This window comes from Streptomyces doebereineriae, from assembly GCF_031845645.1.
In the GTDB taxonomy this organism is placed as follows: Bacteria; Actinomycetota; Actinomycetes; order Streptomycetales; family Streptomycetaceae; genus Streptomyces; species Streptomyces canus.
Map to the genome: position 1 here is coordinate 26,356 of NZ_JAVREZ010000034.1, position 14,530 is coordinate 40,885.

The 14,530-nt window shown below is 67.9% G+C and carries 11 protein-coding genes; 2 read left to right on the forward strand and 9 right to left on the reverse strand.

Annotated elements, in window-relative coordinates:
- Nucleotides 1-12: 12 nt before the first annotated feature.
- From RNB18_RS48515 to RNB18_RS48545, 6 genes are all read right to left on the reverse strand, one after another.
- Complete coding sequence (locus RNB18_RS48515; protein ID WP_266520796.1) at nucleotides 13-2,205, reverse strand: MMPL family transporter; 2,193 nt, start codon at nucleotides 2,203-2,205, stop codon at nucleotides 13-15.
- 300 nt (nucleotides 2,206-2,505) lie between these two features.
- On the reverse strand, nucleotides 2,506-2,757 hold the full coding sequence (locus RNB18_RS48520) for a hypothetical protein (RefSeq protein WP_266520794.1): 252 nt from the start codon (nucleotides 2,755-2,757) through the stop codon (nucleotides 2,506-2,508).
- Nucleotides 2,758-3,023: 266 nt separating this feature from the next.
- Nucleotides 3,024-4,337 carry an RICIN domain-containing protein gene (locus tag RNB18_RS48525; RefSeq protein WP_266520791.1) on the reverse strand — a complete coding sequence of 438 codons (1,314 nt, stop codon included), beginning with the start codon at nucleotides 4,335-4,337 and terminating at the stop codon, nucleotides 3,024-3,026.
- Nucleotides 4,338-4,683: 346 nt separating this feature from the next.
- Complete coding sequence (locus tag RNB18_RS48530) at nucleotides 4,684-6,615, reverse strand: glycosyl hydrolase 53 family protein (protein ID WP_311720562.1); 1,932 nt, start codon at nucleotides 6,613-6,615, stop codon at nucleotides 4,684-4,686.
- A 91-nt stretch (nucleotides 6,616-6,706) separates the two neighbouring features.
- Nucleotides 6,707-8,719, reverse strand: coding sequence for a family 43 glycosylhydrolase (locus RNB18_RS53955; RefSeq protein ID WP_394817788.1), 2,013 nt, complete (start codon nucleotides 8,717-8,719; stop codon nucleotides 6,707-6,709).
- 173 nt (nucleotides 8,720-8,892) lie between these two features.
- Complete coding sequence (locus tag RNB18_RS48545; protein WP_311720563.1) at nucleotides 8,893-10,242, reverse strand: right-handed parallel beta-helix repeat-containing protein; 1,350 nt, start codon at nucleotides 10,240-10,242, stop codon at nucleotides 8,893-8,895.
- Between the two features lie 73 nt (nucleotides 10,243-10,315).
- Between RNB18_RS48545 and RNB18_RS48550 the strand changes: the two genes are divergently transcribed.
- Nucleotides 10,316-10,489 (forward strand): hypothetical protein, encoded by a 174-nt coding sequence (locus RNB18_RS48550; protein WP_311720564.1) that lies wholly within the window; start codon nucleotides 10,316-10,318, stop codon nucleotides 10,487-10,489.
- Between the two features lie 283 nt (nucleotides 10,490-10,772).
- Here RNB18_RS48550 and RNB18_RS48555 read toward each other — a convergent pair whose 3' ends face one another.
- The 3 genes from RNB18_RS48555 to RNB18_RS48565 form a co-directional block, all read right to left on the reverse strand.
- The gene (locus RNB18_RS48555) at nucleotides 10,773-11,657 is read right to left on the reverse strand and encodes an SGNH/GDSL hydrolase family protein (protein WP_266520785.1); all 885 of its coding nucleotides are present in this window, start codon (nucleotides 11,655-11,657) and stop codon (nucleotides 10,773-10,775) included.
- Between the two features lie 35 nt (nucleotides 11,658-11,692).
- The gene (locus RNB18_RS48560; protein WP_266520783.1) at nucleotides 11,693-12,721 is read right to left on the reverse strand and encodes a rhamnogalacturonan acetylesterase; all 1,029 of its coding nucleotides are present in this window, start codon (nucleotides 12,719-12,721) and stop codon (nucleotides 11,693-11,695) included.
- 111 nt (nucleotides 12,722-12,832) lie between these two features.
- Nucleotides 12,833-13,891, reverse strand: a complete 1,059-nt coding sequence (locus RNB18_RS48565; RefSeq protein WP_266520781.1) for a glycosyl hydrolase 53 family protein — start codon at nucleotides 13,889-13,891, stop codon at nucleotides 12,833-12,835.
- A gap of 200 nt (nucleotides 13,892-14,091) precedes the next feature.
- On the opposite strand from RNB18_RS48565, the gene RNB18_RS48570 reads away from it, so the two are divergent.
- The gene (locus RNB18_RS48570; protein ID WP_311720565.1) at nucleotides 14,092-14,475 is read left to right on the forward strand and encodes a hypothetical protein; all 384 of its coding nucleotides are present in this window, start codon (nucleotides 14,092-14,094) and stop codon (nucleotides 14,473-14,475) included.
- Nucleotides 14,476-14,530: the final 55 nt, after the last annotated feature.

Here is a 14,530-nt window from a genome sequence, read left to right on the forward strand (position 1 = left end):
TCGTGCCAACCGTCAGTTGACCAGGTCGGCGGTCGTCCGTTCCGGCACCGCCTGCGGCTGCGCCGGCTGGTCGGCAGGGCCTTCCACGGACACGTTGGGCAGTGCCTTGTCGAGACTGCGGGGCAGCCACCAGTTGGCTTTCCCGCACAGGTGCATGAGGGCGGGGACGACCATCATGCGGATCAGCAGGGCGTCCGCGGCGACCGCCACCGCGAGGCTGACCCCGAACTCGGAGATCACCCGCATGCCGCCGAACACGAAGGAGCCGAAGACGCAGACCATGATGGTGGCGGCCACGGCGATGACCTTGCCGGTCTCGGCCTGCCCGACCCGGACCGAGCGGTGGCTGTCACCGGTGTGGGACCACTCCTCGCGCATCCGGCTGACGAGGAAGACCTGGTAGTCCATGGACAGGCCGAACATGATGCCGACGACCAGGATCGGCACGAACGACTCGATCGGTCCGCCGGCGCCGAGCCCGAGCAGTCCGGCGCCGAAGCCGTACTGGAAGACGACCACGATCGCGCCGAACGCCACCCCGATGCTGAGGATGTTGAGCACGGCGCCCACCGCCGGGATGAGCAGGCTGCGGAAGGCGACGGTCAGCAGCAGGAAGCCGAGCGCGGCGATCACCAGCACGAACACGGGCAGCTTGCCCATCAGGACCGACGCGAAGTCGTCGTTGCTCGCGGTGACACCGCCCACGTAGACCTTCATCGACGTGCCCTGCTCGGCTTGCGGGATCACGTCGTCACGCAGGTGGTGGATCAGGTCGGAGGTGGCTTCGGACTGCGGGGAGGTCGTCGGGACGACGGAGACCACTCCGATGGTCTGCCCGTCCTTCATGGGCGCGGCGTCGGCACCGGCGACACCGTCGACCTTTCCGAGAGCGGTGACCAGCTTCGCCTCGGCTGCCTTGTCGGCGGCGGTGGGTGCCTGGACGGCCAGGACGAGCGGGCCGTTGAAGCCGTGGCCGAAGCCGTCGGCGATCATGTCGTACGCCTGACGGTTCGTCGAGGACGTGGGCAGGTTGCCGTCGTCGGACGCGCCGAGGCGCAGGGAGAGCGTCGGGAACGCGAGCGCCGTCAACACGGCCAGAGCGACGAGACCCAGAGTCTTGGGCCTGGCCTGCACCCGCTCGGCCCACCGGCCCCACGCGCCGGTGCGGCCCGAGGAACGCGGCTGTGTCCCGCCGGCCGTCTCACGGCGCTCCTTGCGACTGAGGACGCGCGGACCGATCAGGCCGAGCATCGCCGGCAACAGGGTGATGGCGGCCAGGACGGTCAGCACCACGGTGACGGCGGCGCCGATCGCCATGCCGTTGATGATGCCGACGTTCAGGGTGAGCATGCCGAGCAGCGCGACGACGACGGTGAGGCCGGCGAAGACCACGGCCCGGCCGGAGGTGTTGAGGGACTTGGCGACCGACTCGGCGACGCTCATGCCGGACATCAGGTTGGCGCGGTGGCGGTTGACGATGAACAGGGCGTAGTCGATGCCCACGCCCAGGCCGATCAGCGAGCCGAGGGTCAGCGTGGTGTCGGAGAGCGTGATGAGGTGGCTGAGCAGCATCACCGTGACCGCGGAGGTGCCGACTCCGATGACGGCCGTGATGATGGGCAGCGCCGCCACCCAGACAGCCCGGAAGACGAACAGCAGCACGATGAAGGCGAGGACGATGCCCATGGCGTCGGCGACCGCGTTCGGCTCCGGGTTGACGGTGAACGCCTGCCCGTTGAGGGCGATGTGCAGGCTCCCCGTCTCCGGTTCGGTGGCGAGTGCCTTCACGTGGTCGATCTGGGCGTCCGAGACGTCCTGGTCGAACGCGACCGTCGCGTAGGCGGTCCTGCCGTCCTTGCTGATCTGTCCCTTGCCGACAGGGGTGTAGGGGCTGGTCACCGCGGCGACGCCCGGTGCGTCGGCGATGCCGTTGAGCGTGCCGGTCATCGCCTTCTCGGCGGCGGGCTCGGTGACCTCGCCGCCGTCCACCTGCCAGACCACTCGGCCGCTCTTGCCCGCGGCGCTGTCGGAGGCATGCTGCAGCAGAGCCGTGGCCTTGGCCGAGTCGGTGTCCTGCGAGGTCGGGCTGTTGCCGAAGGCGCTGCCGGCGGCGCCGACCCCGGCCCCCAGGGCGAGCAACAGGCCCACCCAGGCCAGGACGACGGCGAGCCGGTGCCTGTGACACCAGCGGGCGAGAGGGGACATCGACGTGCCTTTCCAGAAAATGCCATGCGACCGGGCCGGTGATCACGGCCCACCCTCACGCTCGCAGTTCTCCGGCCTCTCGTCATTGGCCATTCGCAGACACTTGCGCCTACTGCGATCGCAGCAGACGCGGTGGCGAAGAACGGCGTGCCACCCCGTGGGCGGAGCGGAAGCCGCTGATTCAGACGTGGTGAGCAGCTTGAGGCGCGAGGGCTCGCCGCGCCCGCCCCCGCACCCGCCTCCGGACGATTGGGGAAGGTCAGGTGGGCGCCCAGAAGGCGTGCCTGGCGACCACGATCGTCAGGTCCAAGCCGGTCCCGGTCCCCGGCACGGGGTACGGAAGCGCTGAGGGCCTGAGGTGTGGAGGACCGCGAAGAGGTCGGGCGGGAAGCCCGTTCCGTGGTCGCGGACGCGACGAGCCCATCCCCGCACCACGTCCTCGAACAGGGCCGGGCCGGTCTTGAGGCAGTCGTGGCTGTAGTTGCGCAGCTGGACGATCACGCCGAGGAACTGGCTCAGGTACCGTATGACGAAGGACGGGGCGAAGATCATCGTCTTGGTGTTGCCGGTCTGACGGCGGACCTCGATGGGAGGGACGCGACGACATCCACGAGGCCCTCTTCGGACTCGCCGTTCGCCTGATCACGCGTGGGCACGTCCGTAGGCTTCGGCAGGGCCAGTTGGCGGACCTTTCCCTGCGCACGCTCGGGCGTCGAGTCTGATGGCTGTGCACCCCTTGGTCAGTTGCGAAGGACTGTCGGCGCCATGTCGGGACACCGCCCGCCCTGTTGCCCGAGCGGTGCCCCGACAGGACCCGGTCAGACGCGGCGGCGGGTGAAGCGCTGGTTGGGGTTGCCGCTGTAGGTGTACTGGGCGATGCGGGCGCCGTCGGCGGCGGAGTACTCCCAGACATCCATGGCCAGGCCGGACTCCCGGTTGACGAGGCTGATCGCGCCACCGCCGTGGTCGACCACGCGCCACTGCTGGCTAGTGGCGCTGGTGTCGGCCTGCTGGACGATATCCGCGCCGGTCGCGGTGCCCGTGGGCTGGAGGAACAGGCCACTGTGCAGTGCCTTGACACGGATGTGACCGTCGCCGGCGTCGACGAACTCGAATTGCTGGTTGGGGCGACTGTTGGTGGTCCGCTGGACGAGTTGTGCGCCGGCGGCGGTGGAGCCACCGTTGATCTCGGCGGCCTTGCCGCTGTGCTGGGCCAGCAGGGTGTAGAGGCCCGGGCCGCTGGGGGACTCGCCCAGCTGGGCTTCCCACCTGGTGTTGGACCCGGACGCGTCGGCCGGGAGGCGGTCCCGTGCGGCGGTGTCGCCGTACATGGTCCAGCGGGCCCAGTCGACGACGGTCCTGGGGAAGCGCTGGTCGCTCCAGAAGCTGGTGTGGCTGCCGCCGACGAAGGTGAGGAACGCCTTGGGCCAGGTGATCTCCGCGTACGCCTGCCGGGCCGAGGAGTACGACGTGGTCGAGTCCCGGTCGCCGTGGACGAACAGGACCTTGGCCGAGACCGAACCGGATGGGTTGCCCATGTCCACGCAGGACTGAGGGTTGGCGGACTTGATCCGGCTGTCGGGCCAGGAGGTCAGCAGACCGTGGGTGACCATGCCGCCCAGGGAGTGGCCCGAGACGCCGACGCCGATGCCGGTGTTGATGTGCCCGGCCAGGGGTCCGCTCGCGTTGAGCGCGAGGGTGTTGGTGAGGATCTGCGAGACGTCCTTGGACGTGTTGCCGTTGTTGACGTCGTCGAAGTTGTGGTTGAAGTGCGGGGCGGGGACGATGAAGCCCGCCGAGGCCAGGGCCCGGATGATGAACAGGGAGTTCTGCGGGCTGCTCCCGTAGCCGTGGGTGAAGTTGTAGACGGGGAAGAGCCCGGCGGCGACCGGGGCGTCCGTCACCGGACTGCCGCCGGCGGTGCCGGTGGCCGGGTAGTAGACGTACGTGGTGCACGGGCGGCTGCCACGGGTCCAGTTGTACCGGCGCACGCCGACCGCGAACGGCGTGGTCGGCGCGGTGTCCAGTGGCGCGGCGGCGGCTGGTGCCTGTCCTGCCCCGAGCAGGGACAGGCCCACGCCCGTCGCTCCGGCCGCGGTCATGCTGAGGAATGTCCGTCGTCGCAGGGTCATGGTGACTCCTTGGGTGCGGGGATGGGTGGGGGGTTTGGCGTTCGGTTGGTCCCGTTGCCGGGTGCGTCCCGTCGGCACAGAGGCCGACAGGTCGACGGGGCGCACGGCGCAACAGGGGGTGTGGGTGCTCCGGCCAGCCGCGAGGGGCGGCAGGACCGGCGTGTGGTTGGTCGGGTGCACCAGATGTCGGGGTGAGTGTGGCCGTCCCGTCGCCCAAGGCCTGGTTCTCCCAGGTGCTTCGGCAGTTGTTGCTGTCGGCCACCGAGTGAGCGGAGCACTGCTGTGAAGCGGTGATGATGTCGCCGGTGCCGTCGTGGTCTCGGCGGTGTGGCTTCGGTGAAGCAGGCTAGGAGGTGGTCACGTCGTGTTCGCTGTGGCTGGGCATGACGTCGATGACCGCCGTGACCGGCCCTGCGCCGGTCGTCCCGGTGACTGTCACCTCACCCGGCCTGTCGGTCGCGCCAGGTGGCAACGGCTGCCAGCGGACGGGGACAGCGGTGATCTTGTTGTTGGCGGTGGTGAGCACGCGGATGGAGGAGGGCAGCTTCGGGACGGCCCTCACCATCGTGCTGGTGTAGACGGTGTCCTGGAGGATGTGCTTGGCGCGGCTGGCGTTGAAGACGTTGATGGACGCGTGCGGGTCCCACGTGTTCGCCAGTCCGGGCACGGCCCGGAACATGGGCTGGTAGCCGGCCGGTTCCCACACCAGCGCCCCCGAACCTCGGTTGTCGACCACGTCGTTGGCGGCCTGGAACACCCTCCGGATCGCGTCCGCCTGCCCCTGAATGGTTCGTGGGTACGGCGAGTTGGGCAACGGCGAGCCATCGCCGCCCGAGGCGGGGTAGGCGGTTTCGGCGATGTCGATGTTGTAGCCGGGGTGCGTGGTGGCCATGGTGTTGAGGTTGAGATCCAGTGTCTCGGGCGTACCGTGCCATTCCGGGTAGTACGAGATGGCCAGCACATCGGGGTTCTGGCCCTTTGCCTTCACCCGGGTGAGGAATTGGTGCCAGAACTCCATGGTCTTGGCGAGCTTGTCCTTGTCGACGATCACGTGTATCTCGACCTTGGATGTCGGTGACGCGTCGCGGACGGCCTTGATCCCGGCCGCGGCCAGGGTGGTGAACCGGTCCCACGACTGGTGGTAGAGCCGTTGCTCCGCCGGGTCGGTTGACCGCCAGTACTTCCACAGCAGGCCACCGCCGGGCTTGGACTGGTAGATATCGGCCTGGTCGACGAAGTACGGCGGACTCGTCGTGCCGATCTGGGCCGCCTCGCTGCCGTACATGAAGCCATTGATGATCTCGTTGCCGACGGCCACCTTCCCCGGCGTGGTGCCCTGCCGGATCAGCCGCTTCAGATAGTCGGCGGTGAAGTCGTACACGGCCTGGGACAGGTCTGCGAACTCCAGCTCGGCCCAGGCGCGTGGCTTGGGTTGCTTGCTCGGGTCCGCCCAGGAGTCCGCGTAGTGGAAGTCGATCCCCAGGCCCATGCCCCGCTGTTTGACCCACTTGGCTGAGGCCAGTGAGCGCTCCGGGCCCTGGCGGGGTATCGGCGTCGGTTGACCGGTGCTCTCGCTGCGCGGCTCGTTGAATATCCGCAGTCGGCTGTACTCGATGCCACGGTCCTTGGCCACGTCGAGCAGTTGGGGTCCGGCGCCACGGTCCTCGGCCAGGGGGTCGACCCAGTACCGCTGGTCCTGGACGTCGTCCATCCAGGACAGATCGGCGCCGAGGGTGAGGTCGTCGCGCAGGTAGTTGAAGACCTGGAGCTCGCTGACGCCTGCCGGGGCCCGGCCCGGCCCAGCTGTGAACGTCAGCCGGACGAAGCGCGTTCCCGGCCGGGTGAACAGGTGCACCTCCCCTCGTGACACGGCCCGGTCGTGGGATCTGTCGGTGATGGCCTTCCACCGGCGGCCGTCGGACGAAGCCTCGAGGACGTACTGGTGGGCCACGCCGCGGTCCGGGAAGAGCACGTTGACCTTGCGCAGGTTGTCGTAGGTTCCACCGAGGTCGACGGTGAGCCACTGCCGGGCGCCGGCAGTACCGGGTTGCCAGGACGTCGTCGGGTCGCCGTCGATGGCCAGACGGGCGTCGGACGAGCCGGAGGCGGCCGTCGCCGAAGCCCAGGGCTTGGCAGCGATATTGCTCTCGATCGGCTTGATGTCCGCGGTTCCGAAGGTCGCGTGGGCCGGCTCGGGCACCATGAGTAGGTTCGCGGACACCATGGTGACCAACGTCGTCGCGACCGCGATGGCGCGGGGCAGACGCGTTCTGCTCATGTCCTTCTCCTGACGATGTCACGTACGGGCGGCATGGGCTGTTCCCTAAGCTCTGCCGGTCGCGAAGACCGGCAGAGCAGGGGGATGTCAGTCAGCCGACATCGAGGTAGTCGACGTTGGGCAGCCCGGTTGCCGTGGTCGGATCCAGCCGGATGGTGTTGCTGCCGGCGTTCAGCGGGACCGTCACGGTCTTGGTCGTCCACGTCGTCCACGCACCGGTGGACTCGAACGAAAGCGCCCCTGCCGTGGCTCCGTTGACGACGAGGTTCGCCGGCCTCGCACCGCTGGTGGCGCCATTGGCGAACCGGATCCCCAGCGTCGCCGTGCGGGCGGTTTCGGAGGTCACGGTGAACTCCGCGAACGCCCCCACAGCGGGGTCGCCGTTGCAGAACCCGCTGCCGGAATAGCCGGCTTGATTGGAGTCGATCGTGCCCCGGCACTGAGCCGGAGCGGTCTCCGCCTCGTAACGCCCCGGAGGTGCTGGTGTGCCGGCAGAGGTCTTGACGAGTGAGAGTTGGTCGACGATTACGCCGCCCGAACCCGACGCCCGCACGCTGACGGTGGCGGCCCCGCCGGGTAGCTCGATGCCGGTGAGCTCGCGCTTGGCCCAGCCGCTCGACGACGGGATGCCGAGGGTGCGCTGGCTGCCGTTGGCGCCGGTGATCACGACCTGTCCGGCGCTGCCCCGAGCGTGCAGGGACAGGGTGTAGGTGCCTGCGGGCACCGACTCGATGCGCTGCTCGACGCCGCCGCTGTTGCTCACCTGGAGGGCGAAGCGAGACCCGTTCACCCCACCGTTGACGTTGGTCACCGAACCGCCGAGGTTCCGCCATCCCCGTACGCTGGAGACGATGACGCGGTCGGCCTGGATGTCGGGGTTGAGGATGTAGTTGTTCGCCGGCCCGACGCGCCACTCTCCGGTCGTGGCGTTGAACTGCCACTGGCTCACCGAGTGGAACTGCGGCCGTGCGCCGGTCTTGGTGATCGGCACCCACTGGTTGTACCCGATGCCGTTCCAGGCGAAGTCGGCCCAGCGGTCGCCGGCGTAGAGCACCGTGTTCTGCTTGGTGCCCTTGACCGTCACGAAGAACCCGGTCTGGGTCACGTGGCTGTAGTCCATCTCGGTGCCGGCAAGGACGTACTCGCTGCTGTAGGAGCCCTGGACGTTGCTGCTGGTCGACTCATTGACGTAGTTGACCGAGGTGTTCCAGCCGTGCAGGTCCGACGCCGCGTGGTAGTACTTGCCGTCGAGCTTGAACATGGCGTTGCCCTCGCGACCGGAGCCGCTGCGGATCTGCACGGCTGGCTCGATCCGCAGCGAGTCGGACTCCCGGAACTTGGCCACGAAGCCGCGCGAGCGTCCTTCGCGGTTGGAGAAGATCAGGTAGTCCCTGCCGTCCTCGTCGGTGAAGACGGTCTGGTCTCCGGTGCCGGTCGTGGGCGAGCTGGTGACCTGGGTCTGGAAGTAGCCGTAGTCGAAGGTGTCGGTGGGTGAGTCGCCCTGCAGCAGCAGGACACCGTGCCCGCCTCCGACGTAGGCCTGGGTGGCGAGCACGTACTTGCCGGTGTTCTCGTTGTACGAGACCCCGAGCCGCCCGACCCATCCCGCCTGACCGAGGGTGGCCCCGTTGTTGATCTTGGTCGAGCGTGTCGCGACGTTGTTCTCGAACTTCCAGTTCACCAGGTCCTTGGAGGAGTACACGGGGACCGAGACGAAGCTGACGTTGCCGTCGTACTTCTTCGTCGGATTGGCCCGGTAGAGCTCGGCGCCGCTGTAGTGCACGCCGTACCAGTAGTAGGTGTCGCCGAACTTGAAGACCCCACCGCCCTGCGAATAGATGGGGTTGCCGCTGGTGTCGTTCCAGAAGGTGTTGTTCGTGATGGTCTGGAACGTGCCCTCGTCGGCGGCCTTCAGATCGGCGGCGGCGGTCATCAGTGCCGTCTCCGCGTCGGCGACGTCCGACGTGGTGGCCGAGGAGTCGTCGGCGACCTCGGCCGCGGCGGTCAACGCCTTGGCGAAGGGCTTCCAGGAGTCAGCCGTGTATTTCGTCGGAGTGCGCGTCTGGTAGTCGGACACCAGGTACTCGAGGCCGCGATCCACCACCGGTCCAGCCGCCGCCCCGTGGTCCTGGAGGTCCGTCGCCTGTCTCTGCGTTGCGGGTGTCTCCGCCGCGGCGGTGCTCGCCGACAGCGGCGCCGCCAACGCCACGGACAACAGGGTGGCGGCGGCTAACTTCCAGTATTGGGAGACGACACGCGGTCTTTGCCTCAAGAGGATCACCTTCCGTCATTCTCAAAGGCGCCGAGATCCGGCGCGCTTCCGTCAAAGGGCAGTCCCACGTCGGTGCCCTTGTCGATCAGGGCACTGTTCGCCGCGAGACGCAGGTGGGGCAGCACGGGCAGACTCCCGTCGGTCTGGCGGGGCGCGTCCCAACCGGACGTCGCCACACTCCGGAACTGGGAGTCCGACAGGGGGACGCCGAGGTTCCAGGAGTTGTACGCGGCGCTCGTGCCGCTCATGTTCGACGTCGCCGTTCCGCTGTAGGCGAGGTTGTTGCGCAGGTTGCCCCGGCCGACGGCGGCGCCGCGCGAGTCGATTCCCAGCATGTTGAAGTTGGGGCGGTTTCCGTAGCCGGTGTTGTTGAAGAAGTCGTTGGCCACCGGGTGGTGGTTGGCGTAGAAACCGGCCGCCCTGTTGAGGAATGCCACCGAGAAGCGGACGGTGTGCTTGGGCGCGTTGGCCTCGTAGTCTCCCCCGTAGCCGCCGGACTTGAAGCCGGCTCCGTTGCCGGAGGGCGTCGTCGTCCCCGGCACGTACCCGTTGCGCCAGGCCCACGAGTTCTCGATGAGCACAGGCGAGTAGGTGGAGATGAGATCGAACCCGTCATCGGCGTTCCACCACGAGCGACAGCCCCGGAACACGTTCGCGGCGCGGCCGGTCGGCGTGTAGTGCGAACCGAATCCGTCGGCGTTCTCGCCGGGACCGTCGTTGCTGCGCAGGTCGTAGTTGTTGTGCGCGTCCGAGTTGAGGACGAGGTTGCCGCTCCCGCCGCTGATGAACAGGCCGGTGCCCATGTGGTGGTGGGTGTTGATCTGCTCGAAGACGTTGTTGCTGCCGGAGACCCAGAGCCCCCAGGACTCGGCGTTGCGGTTGTTGTTCTGGGGAACGCCCTTGACTTCCAGTCCTTTGAGGTGGATCCAGCTGCCGGTGACGTCGAAGCCCTTGATGCGGCAGTCGTCCGTCATCCGCGAGAAGTCGAAGACCGGTTTCTCGCCCGGCTGGGCCCAGTACCGGATCGGGTTGCCCGAGCTGCCGCTCTTGTTGAGGGTGATCGCGTCGACTCTGGCGGTCTGGCTCGAACAGGCGCTGTTCGCGCGGGTGTAGGCGTAGGTCCCGCCCCGGAAGTAGACCGTGTCGCCCGCATTGGCGACGGCCTGTGCACGGGCGATCGATGCCCACGGGGCGGCCTGCGTGCCTGCCGCTCCGTCGTTCCCGTTCGGGGCGACGTAGTAGGTGTTTCCGGCCGCCGCGGCGCTCGCGGGCGCCGAGCCGGGGGTCATGGCGACGGAACTCGCCGTGACCAGGGAGAGCAGAAGGGCAGGGGTGCCGAACTTCGCGGTTCTCACAGCGTCATCTCCCGAGTCAGGTGATTTCCCGTGCGGCAGCAGGACTCGTGCCTGCCAGAAGAACTCAGCGCAGGTGCGAAAGCTGCTTGGCGAAGAGTGGGACCACGCGCGTGCTTCTTCAGAACTTCATGGCGCCGGCGGCCAGGTTGGCGATGAAGTGGCGCGAGCCGAGCAGGAAGATCCCGATCAGCGGGATCACCGACATGAGCGCTCCGGCGTCTACACCATCGACTTGTCGTTGGTGTAGACGCCGTTCAGCTGCTGCACGGCCACCTGCAGTGTCACCTTGCCCATGTCGGTCATCACGATCAGTGGACACAGGTTGTGCGGGTGGGCGTGCCGAGGAGGGGCCCGCTTCGCCGGTCGTACCCTCCGCCTCCGCCTACGTCGCACGCCGCGGCCCGATCGGAGCCGAGCCGCTTCCGCACACCACCGTCGGGTAGGGACGACTGCGTCTTCGGTCTGCGGCACCGCCGTCATTGAGGCCACCCGTGAACCGACCGGCCTCGGTTCGCGCCCACCGCCGCGTGCTACTTGAGATACGCGGCGAGCGGGAGGTTCTGGCGGCGCACGTCTCCGGCGACGAGCCCTGCGACGCGCTGGGCGCCGTAGGTGTCGAAGTGGGTGTGGTCGTTGCAGAAGAAGGTGCCCAGGGGACCGCTGCCTCCGTAGTCGCCGTTGTTCGGGCAGAAGTGCAGACTGTTGTAGAGCGAGACACTGAGCGTCTGCAGGTCGATGACGGGCGCCCTGGTGGCGGATCCGGCGGCGAAGGTCTCGTTGACGAAGCCGCGGTTCTTGGTCGCCGTGCCGCCGGAGCAGGTGATGGCGGCCACCGGGGTGAGCAGCACCGGGTGCGCGCCCCGGGCCAGGGCGGCCTGCGCCATCATGGTCATCAGCTGTTGGTACCGGGCCGGGCCGACGTGCCGGGGGCAGGTCGAGGAGGAGTCGTTGATGCCGAACTGGATGAACAGGTAGTCACCGGCCTTCATTCCGGTGGTCGAGTTCAGCATCGCCTGCCAGCGGGACGAGTACGAGGTGGACGTGAGGCGGCACTCACCGTCCGAGCCCTTGGTGCTGCTCACGTTCCCCTCGTACAGCCAGGTCTGGATGCTCCGGCCGCCCACGGCCTGGTTCTTGACGGTCACATCACTGCTGAACAGAGCGTCGAACTGGCTGCCCCAGCCGACCGGACAACGGCCGGAACTCGGGTTGGCCATGGTGGAGTCGCCGGCCAGCCACACGGTGACCGGTGCGGCGACCGTCCGTGCGGCCGGGCCCGGGGCCGCCTGGGCCTGGGCATGGGAGGCGCTGGTGCAGTTCGTGGCGACGGGGTCCGCCGCGGATGCGGCGCTGACACCGACGCTCGACAAGGCGATCATCAGCGCGGTCGTGATGAGAATCCGTAAGTTCCTCAACGGGTCCCTCCTTGGGACTGGCGCCGGACGTTCGGTCAGCGCAGGTACGCGGCCAGGGGCAGGCGCTGCTCGCGGATGCTCTGGAGCACCAGCCCGCCCATCTGGCTCGCCCCGTACTGCGAGAAGTGGGTGTTGTCCGTGACACCGTCGACGGAGGAGCGCAGGAAGAGCTGCGCGGAGGCAGACGGGCCGAGGGACTCGACGAGCGCCTTGCTCTTGGCGGTCAGATCGATCACCGGAACCCTCTGGGCCGTCCCGACCGAGCGCATCTCGGCGGGCAGGTTCACGCCGACGCCGTTGACGTGCAGGGCCGTTGACGTGAGCCGGTTGCCGTCGAACAGCCGGCGGACCGGCGGCGTCACCAGGACGGGGACGCCGCCCTTCGCACGGACCTGCGTGATCATGGAGGTCAGGTTGCTCCGGAAGGCCGACGCGGTGGTCTGCTTGTCGTTGTGGCCGAACTGGATGAAGACCGCGTCGTTTGCCCTGACCTGAGGCAGCAGCGCCGGGAAGAGCGCCGAGTTCCTCAGGAAGCTGCCCGAACTCTCCCCCGAGTCTGCGTAGTTGGCGACGGACGCTCCGGGGCCCACCGCCGGCGTGATCATCTGGCCCCATCCCGTGTACGGGGCCACGGGCTGGTCGCACACGGTCGAGTCGCCGGCCAGGTAGGCGACCAGCGGCTGGGTCGCCGGTTTCACCGAGACGGCCGAGACCTGCGGGTTGGTCCCCGAGAACCGGATGTCCAGACCGGGGTTTCCGGTGCCGCCCTGGCCGGTGGGCTGCCCCTCCGGCTGTCGCACGTTGACCGTGAAGGAGTACGTGGCGGCGGCACCGGCCGCCGTCTTCGTCGCCGGAAGCGTCAGGCGCCGGGCCTCCACCCACATGTCGGTCTCGGCGGCAGTGGCGCCGCCGATGGAGACCGTCACGTCGTAGTTGCCGGGTGAGACCGCGTAGTGACACTTGATCGGCGCGGTGCCGGAACAACCGGCCGGCAGTGCCCGCGTGGCGGCATCCGCATGCGCCGCACCGGTGCCGACCAGCGTCGCAAGGGTCAGCAGACCCACTGCTCCCAGCCTGACCCCGTGCCCTTCGAGTCCTAATGTCATGCTCATTACAATTACCAATCCCAGTCCTTGACCGGAGAGTTGCCCGGGTTGAGGTCCATGGCCCGACGCTCAGGCCTGGGTGAAGCCGTTCATGATGGCGGTGGGCCGCTTGCTGGAGGAGTCCCAGGCGCCCATGTTGTAGCCGGTGAAGGGGGACATGCACTCAGGCTCCCAGTAGAAGATGCCCTGCCCGCCGTTGGCCTTGAGGGCCTTGATGTAGGCGACCAGCGAGGCCTGGGTGGAGGAGACGCGGTCCACCCGACCGCCGAACTCGCTCTGCAGGAACGGTTTGCCGTAGGCGTCGGAGATCTTCTTCATGTTCGCCACGATCCCGGGGGCGAGGTCGGCGCTGCCGTAGGACGAGAACACCGACATGTCCCACTTGCCGCCGCTTGCCGCGAAGCGGCTGAAGAACGTCGTCATCGCGTCGTACTTCTGCGGCTGGGCCAGGTGGATACACACGGTCGAGTTCGGTGACACCGCCTTGACCTGGTCGTATGCGGCATTGAGCAGCCCCGTCATCTGCGCCCCGTTGGAGACGCTGCCGACCGGGCGGCAGATCCCGCTGTTGATCTCGTTGCCGATCTGCACCCAGGCGGGCAGCACGTCGTTGTTCCTCATGACCGTCATGGTCTGGTTCACGTACGTGCCCATCGCGGTACGCATCTGGCTGTAGCTCATGCTCCGCCAGGCCGCGGGCGGGTTCTGCACGCCGACGGAGTTCCAGGTGTCGCCGAACATGTAGTCGAGCATGATCGACATCCCGGCGGCCTTGACCCGCTTGGCGAAGGCGGCCACCTCATTGATGCTGCAGTGCCCGTTGGCCGGGTCGTTGGACGGGTTGACGAAGGTGCGCAGGCGTACGGCGGTGATGCCGTACCCCTTGAGGATCGTCAGCAGGTCCTGGGTCTGCCCGCCGGCGTTCTTCCAGGAGTAGCCACGCGCCTCCATCTGAGGTGCCCAGCTGATGTCGACGCCCTTGACAAAGCTCGCCGCGGCCTCGGCAGGCGTGTCGAGTTCGGCGAACGCGACGGCGGTGGCGATCGCCCCGGCGGTCGCGGTGGTGGCCCTGAGCAGGGTTCGCCGGCTGAGGCGCCCGGCAACTGGTGTGGGGGGTTGCGGGGACATGGTCGGTCCTTTCCTTCCGTCGGCCGTGGGTGAGACGTCGCGGCCGGCGGAGAGCGGGTCAGCGAGAAAGGGACTCTCGGGGGCAAGGGGAGTGAGGGTGACAACTGACGCTCAAGCCGCAGGAGTTGGTGTAGCCGCGTGCGATCCGGCCGATGCTGCCTCCCTCGGTGCGGCGACATCTAAGGCAGGAGTGCTGACGAGTGGCACATGTCGAAGAGGGCGGCCTTGGCATGCCAGGGCCGCTCCTTCAGATCGGACCTGTGAACGATCACAGAGCTGTTGCGACGGAAGTGCGCAATCGCATCACAACGAACCGGAGGTGCATCACGCAGCTTCTCGATCGGGCACGAAGCTGTCAACCGTTGCTCACCAATCCATGGAAGAAGCAGTGCGATCCTGTGGGCGGGTGCTCGCTGTGCCTCGGCTGTGAGCTGTCTGAAACGGTGGGAGTCATACCAGTTCAAGTGCTCTTTCAGGAGGAAGGTAGCGACGGGGACGAGGCTGCGCGCGGGCATCTCGTCGGCTCGCGCTCGAACACGCTCGAACAGGAAAAGCCAACAGAATGCTTGACGGGCTATCAGTGAATTTCTACCCTCGCAGCGAATGGGAGCGTTCCCACGCTGTGGTCGGAGCGCTGTC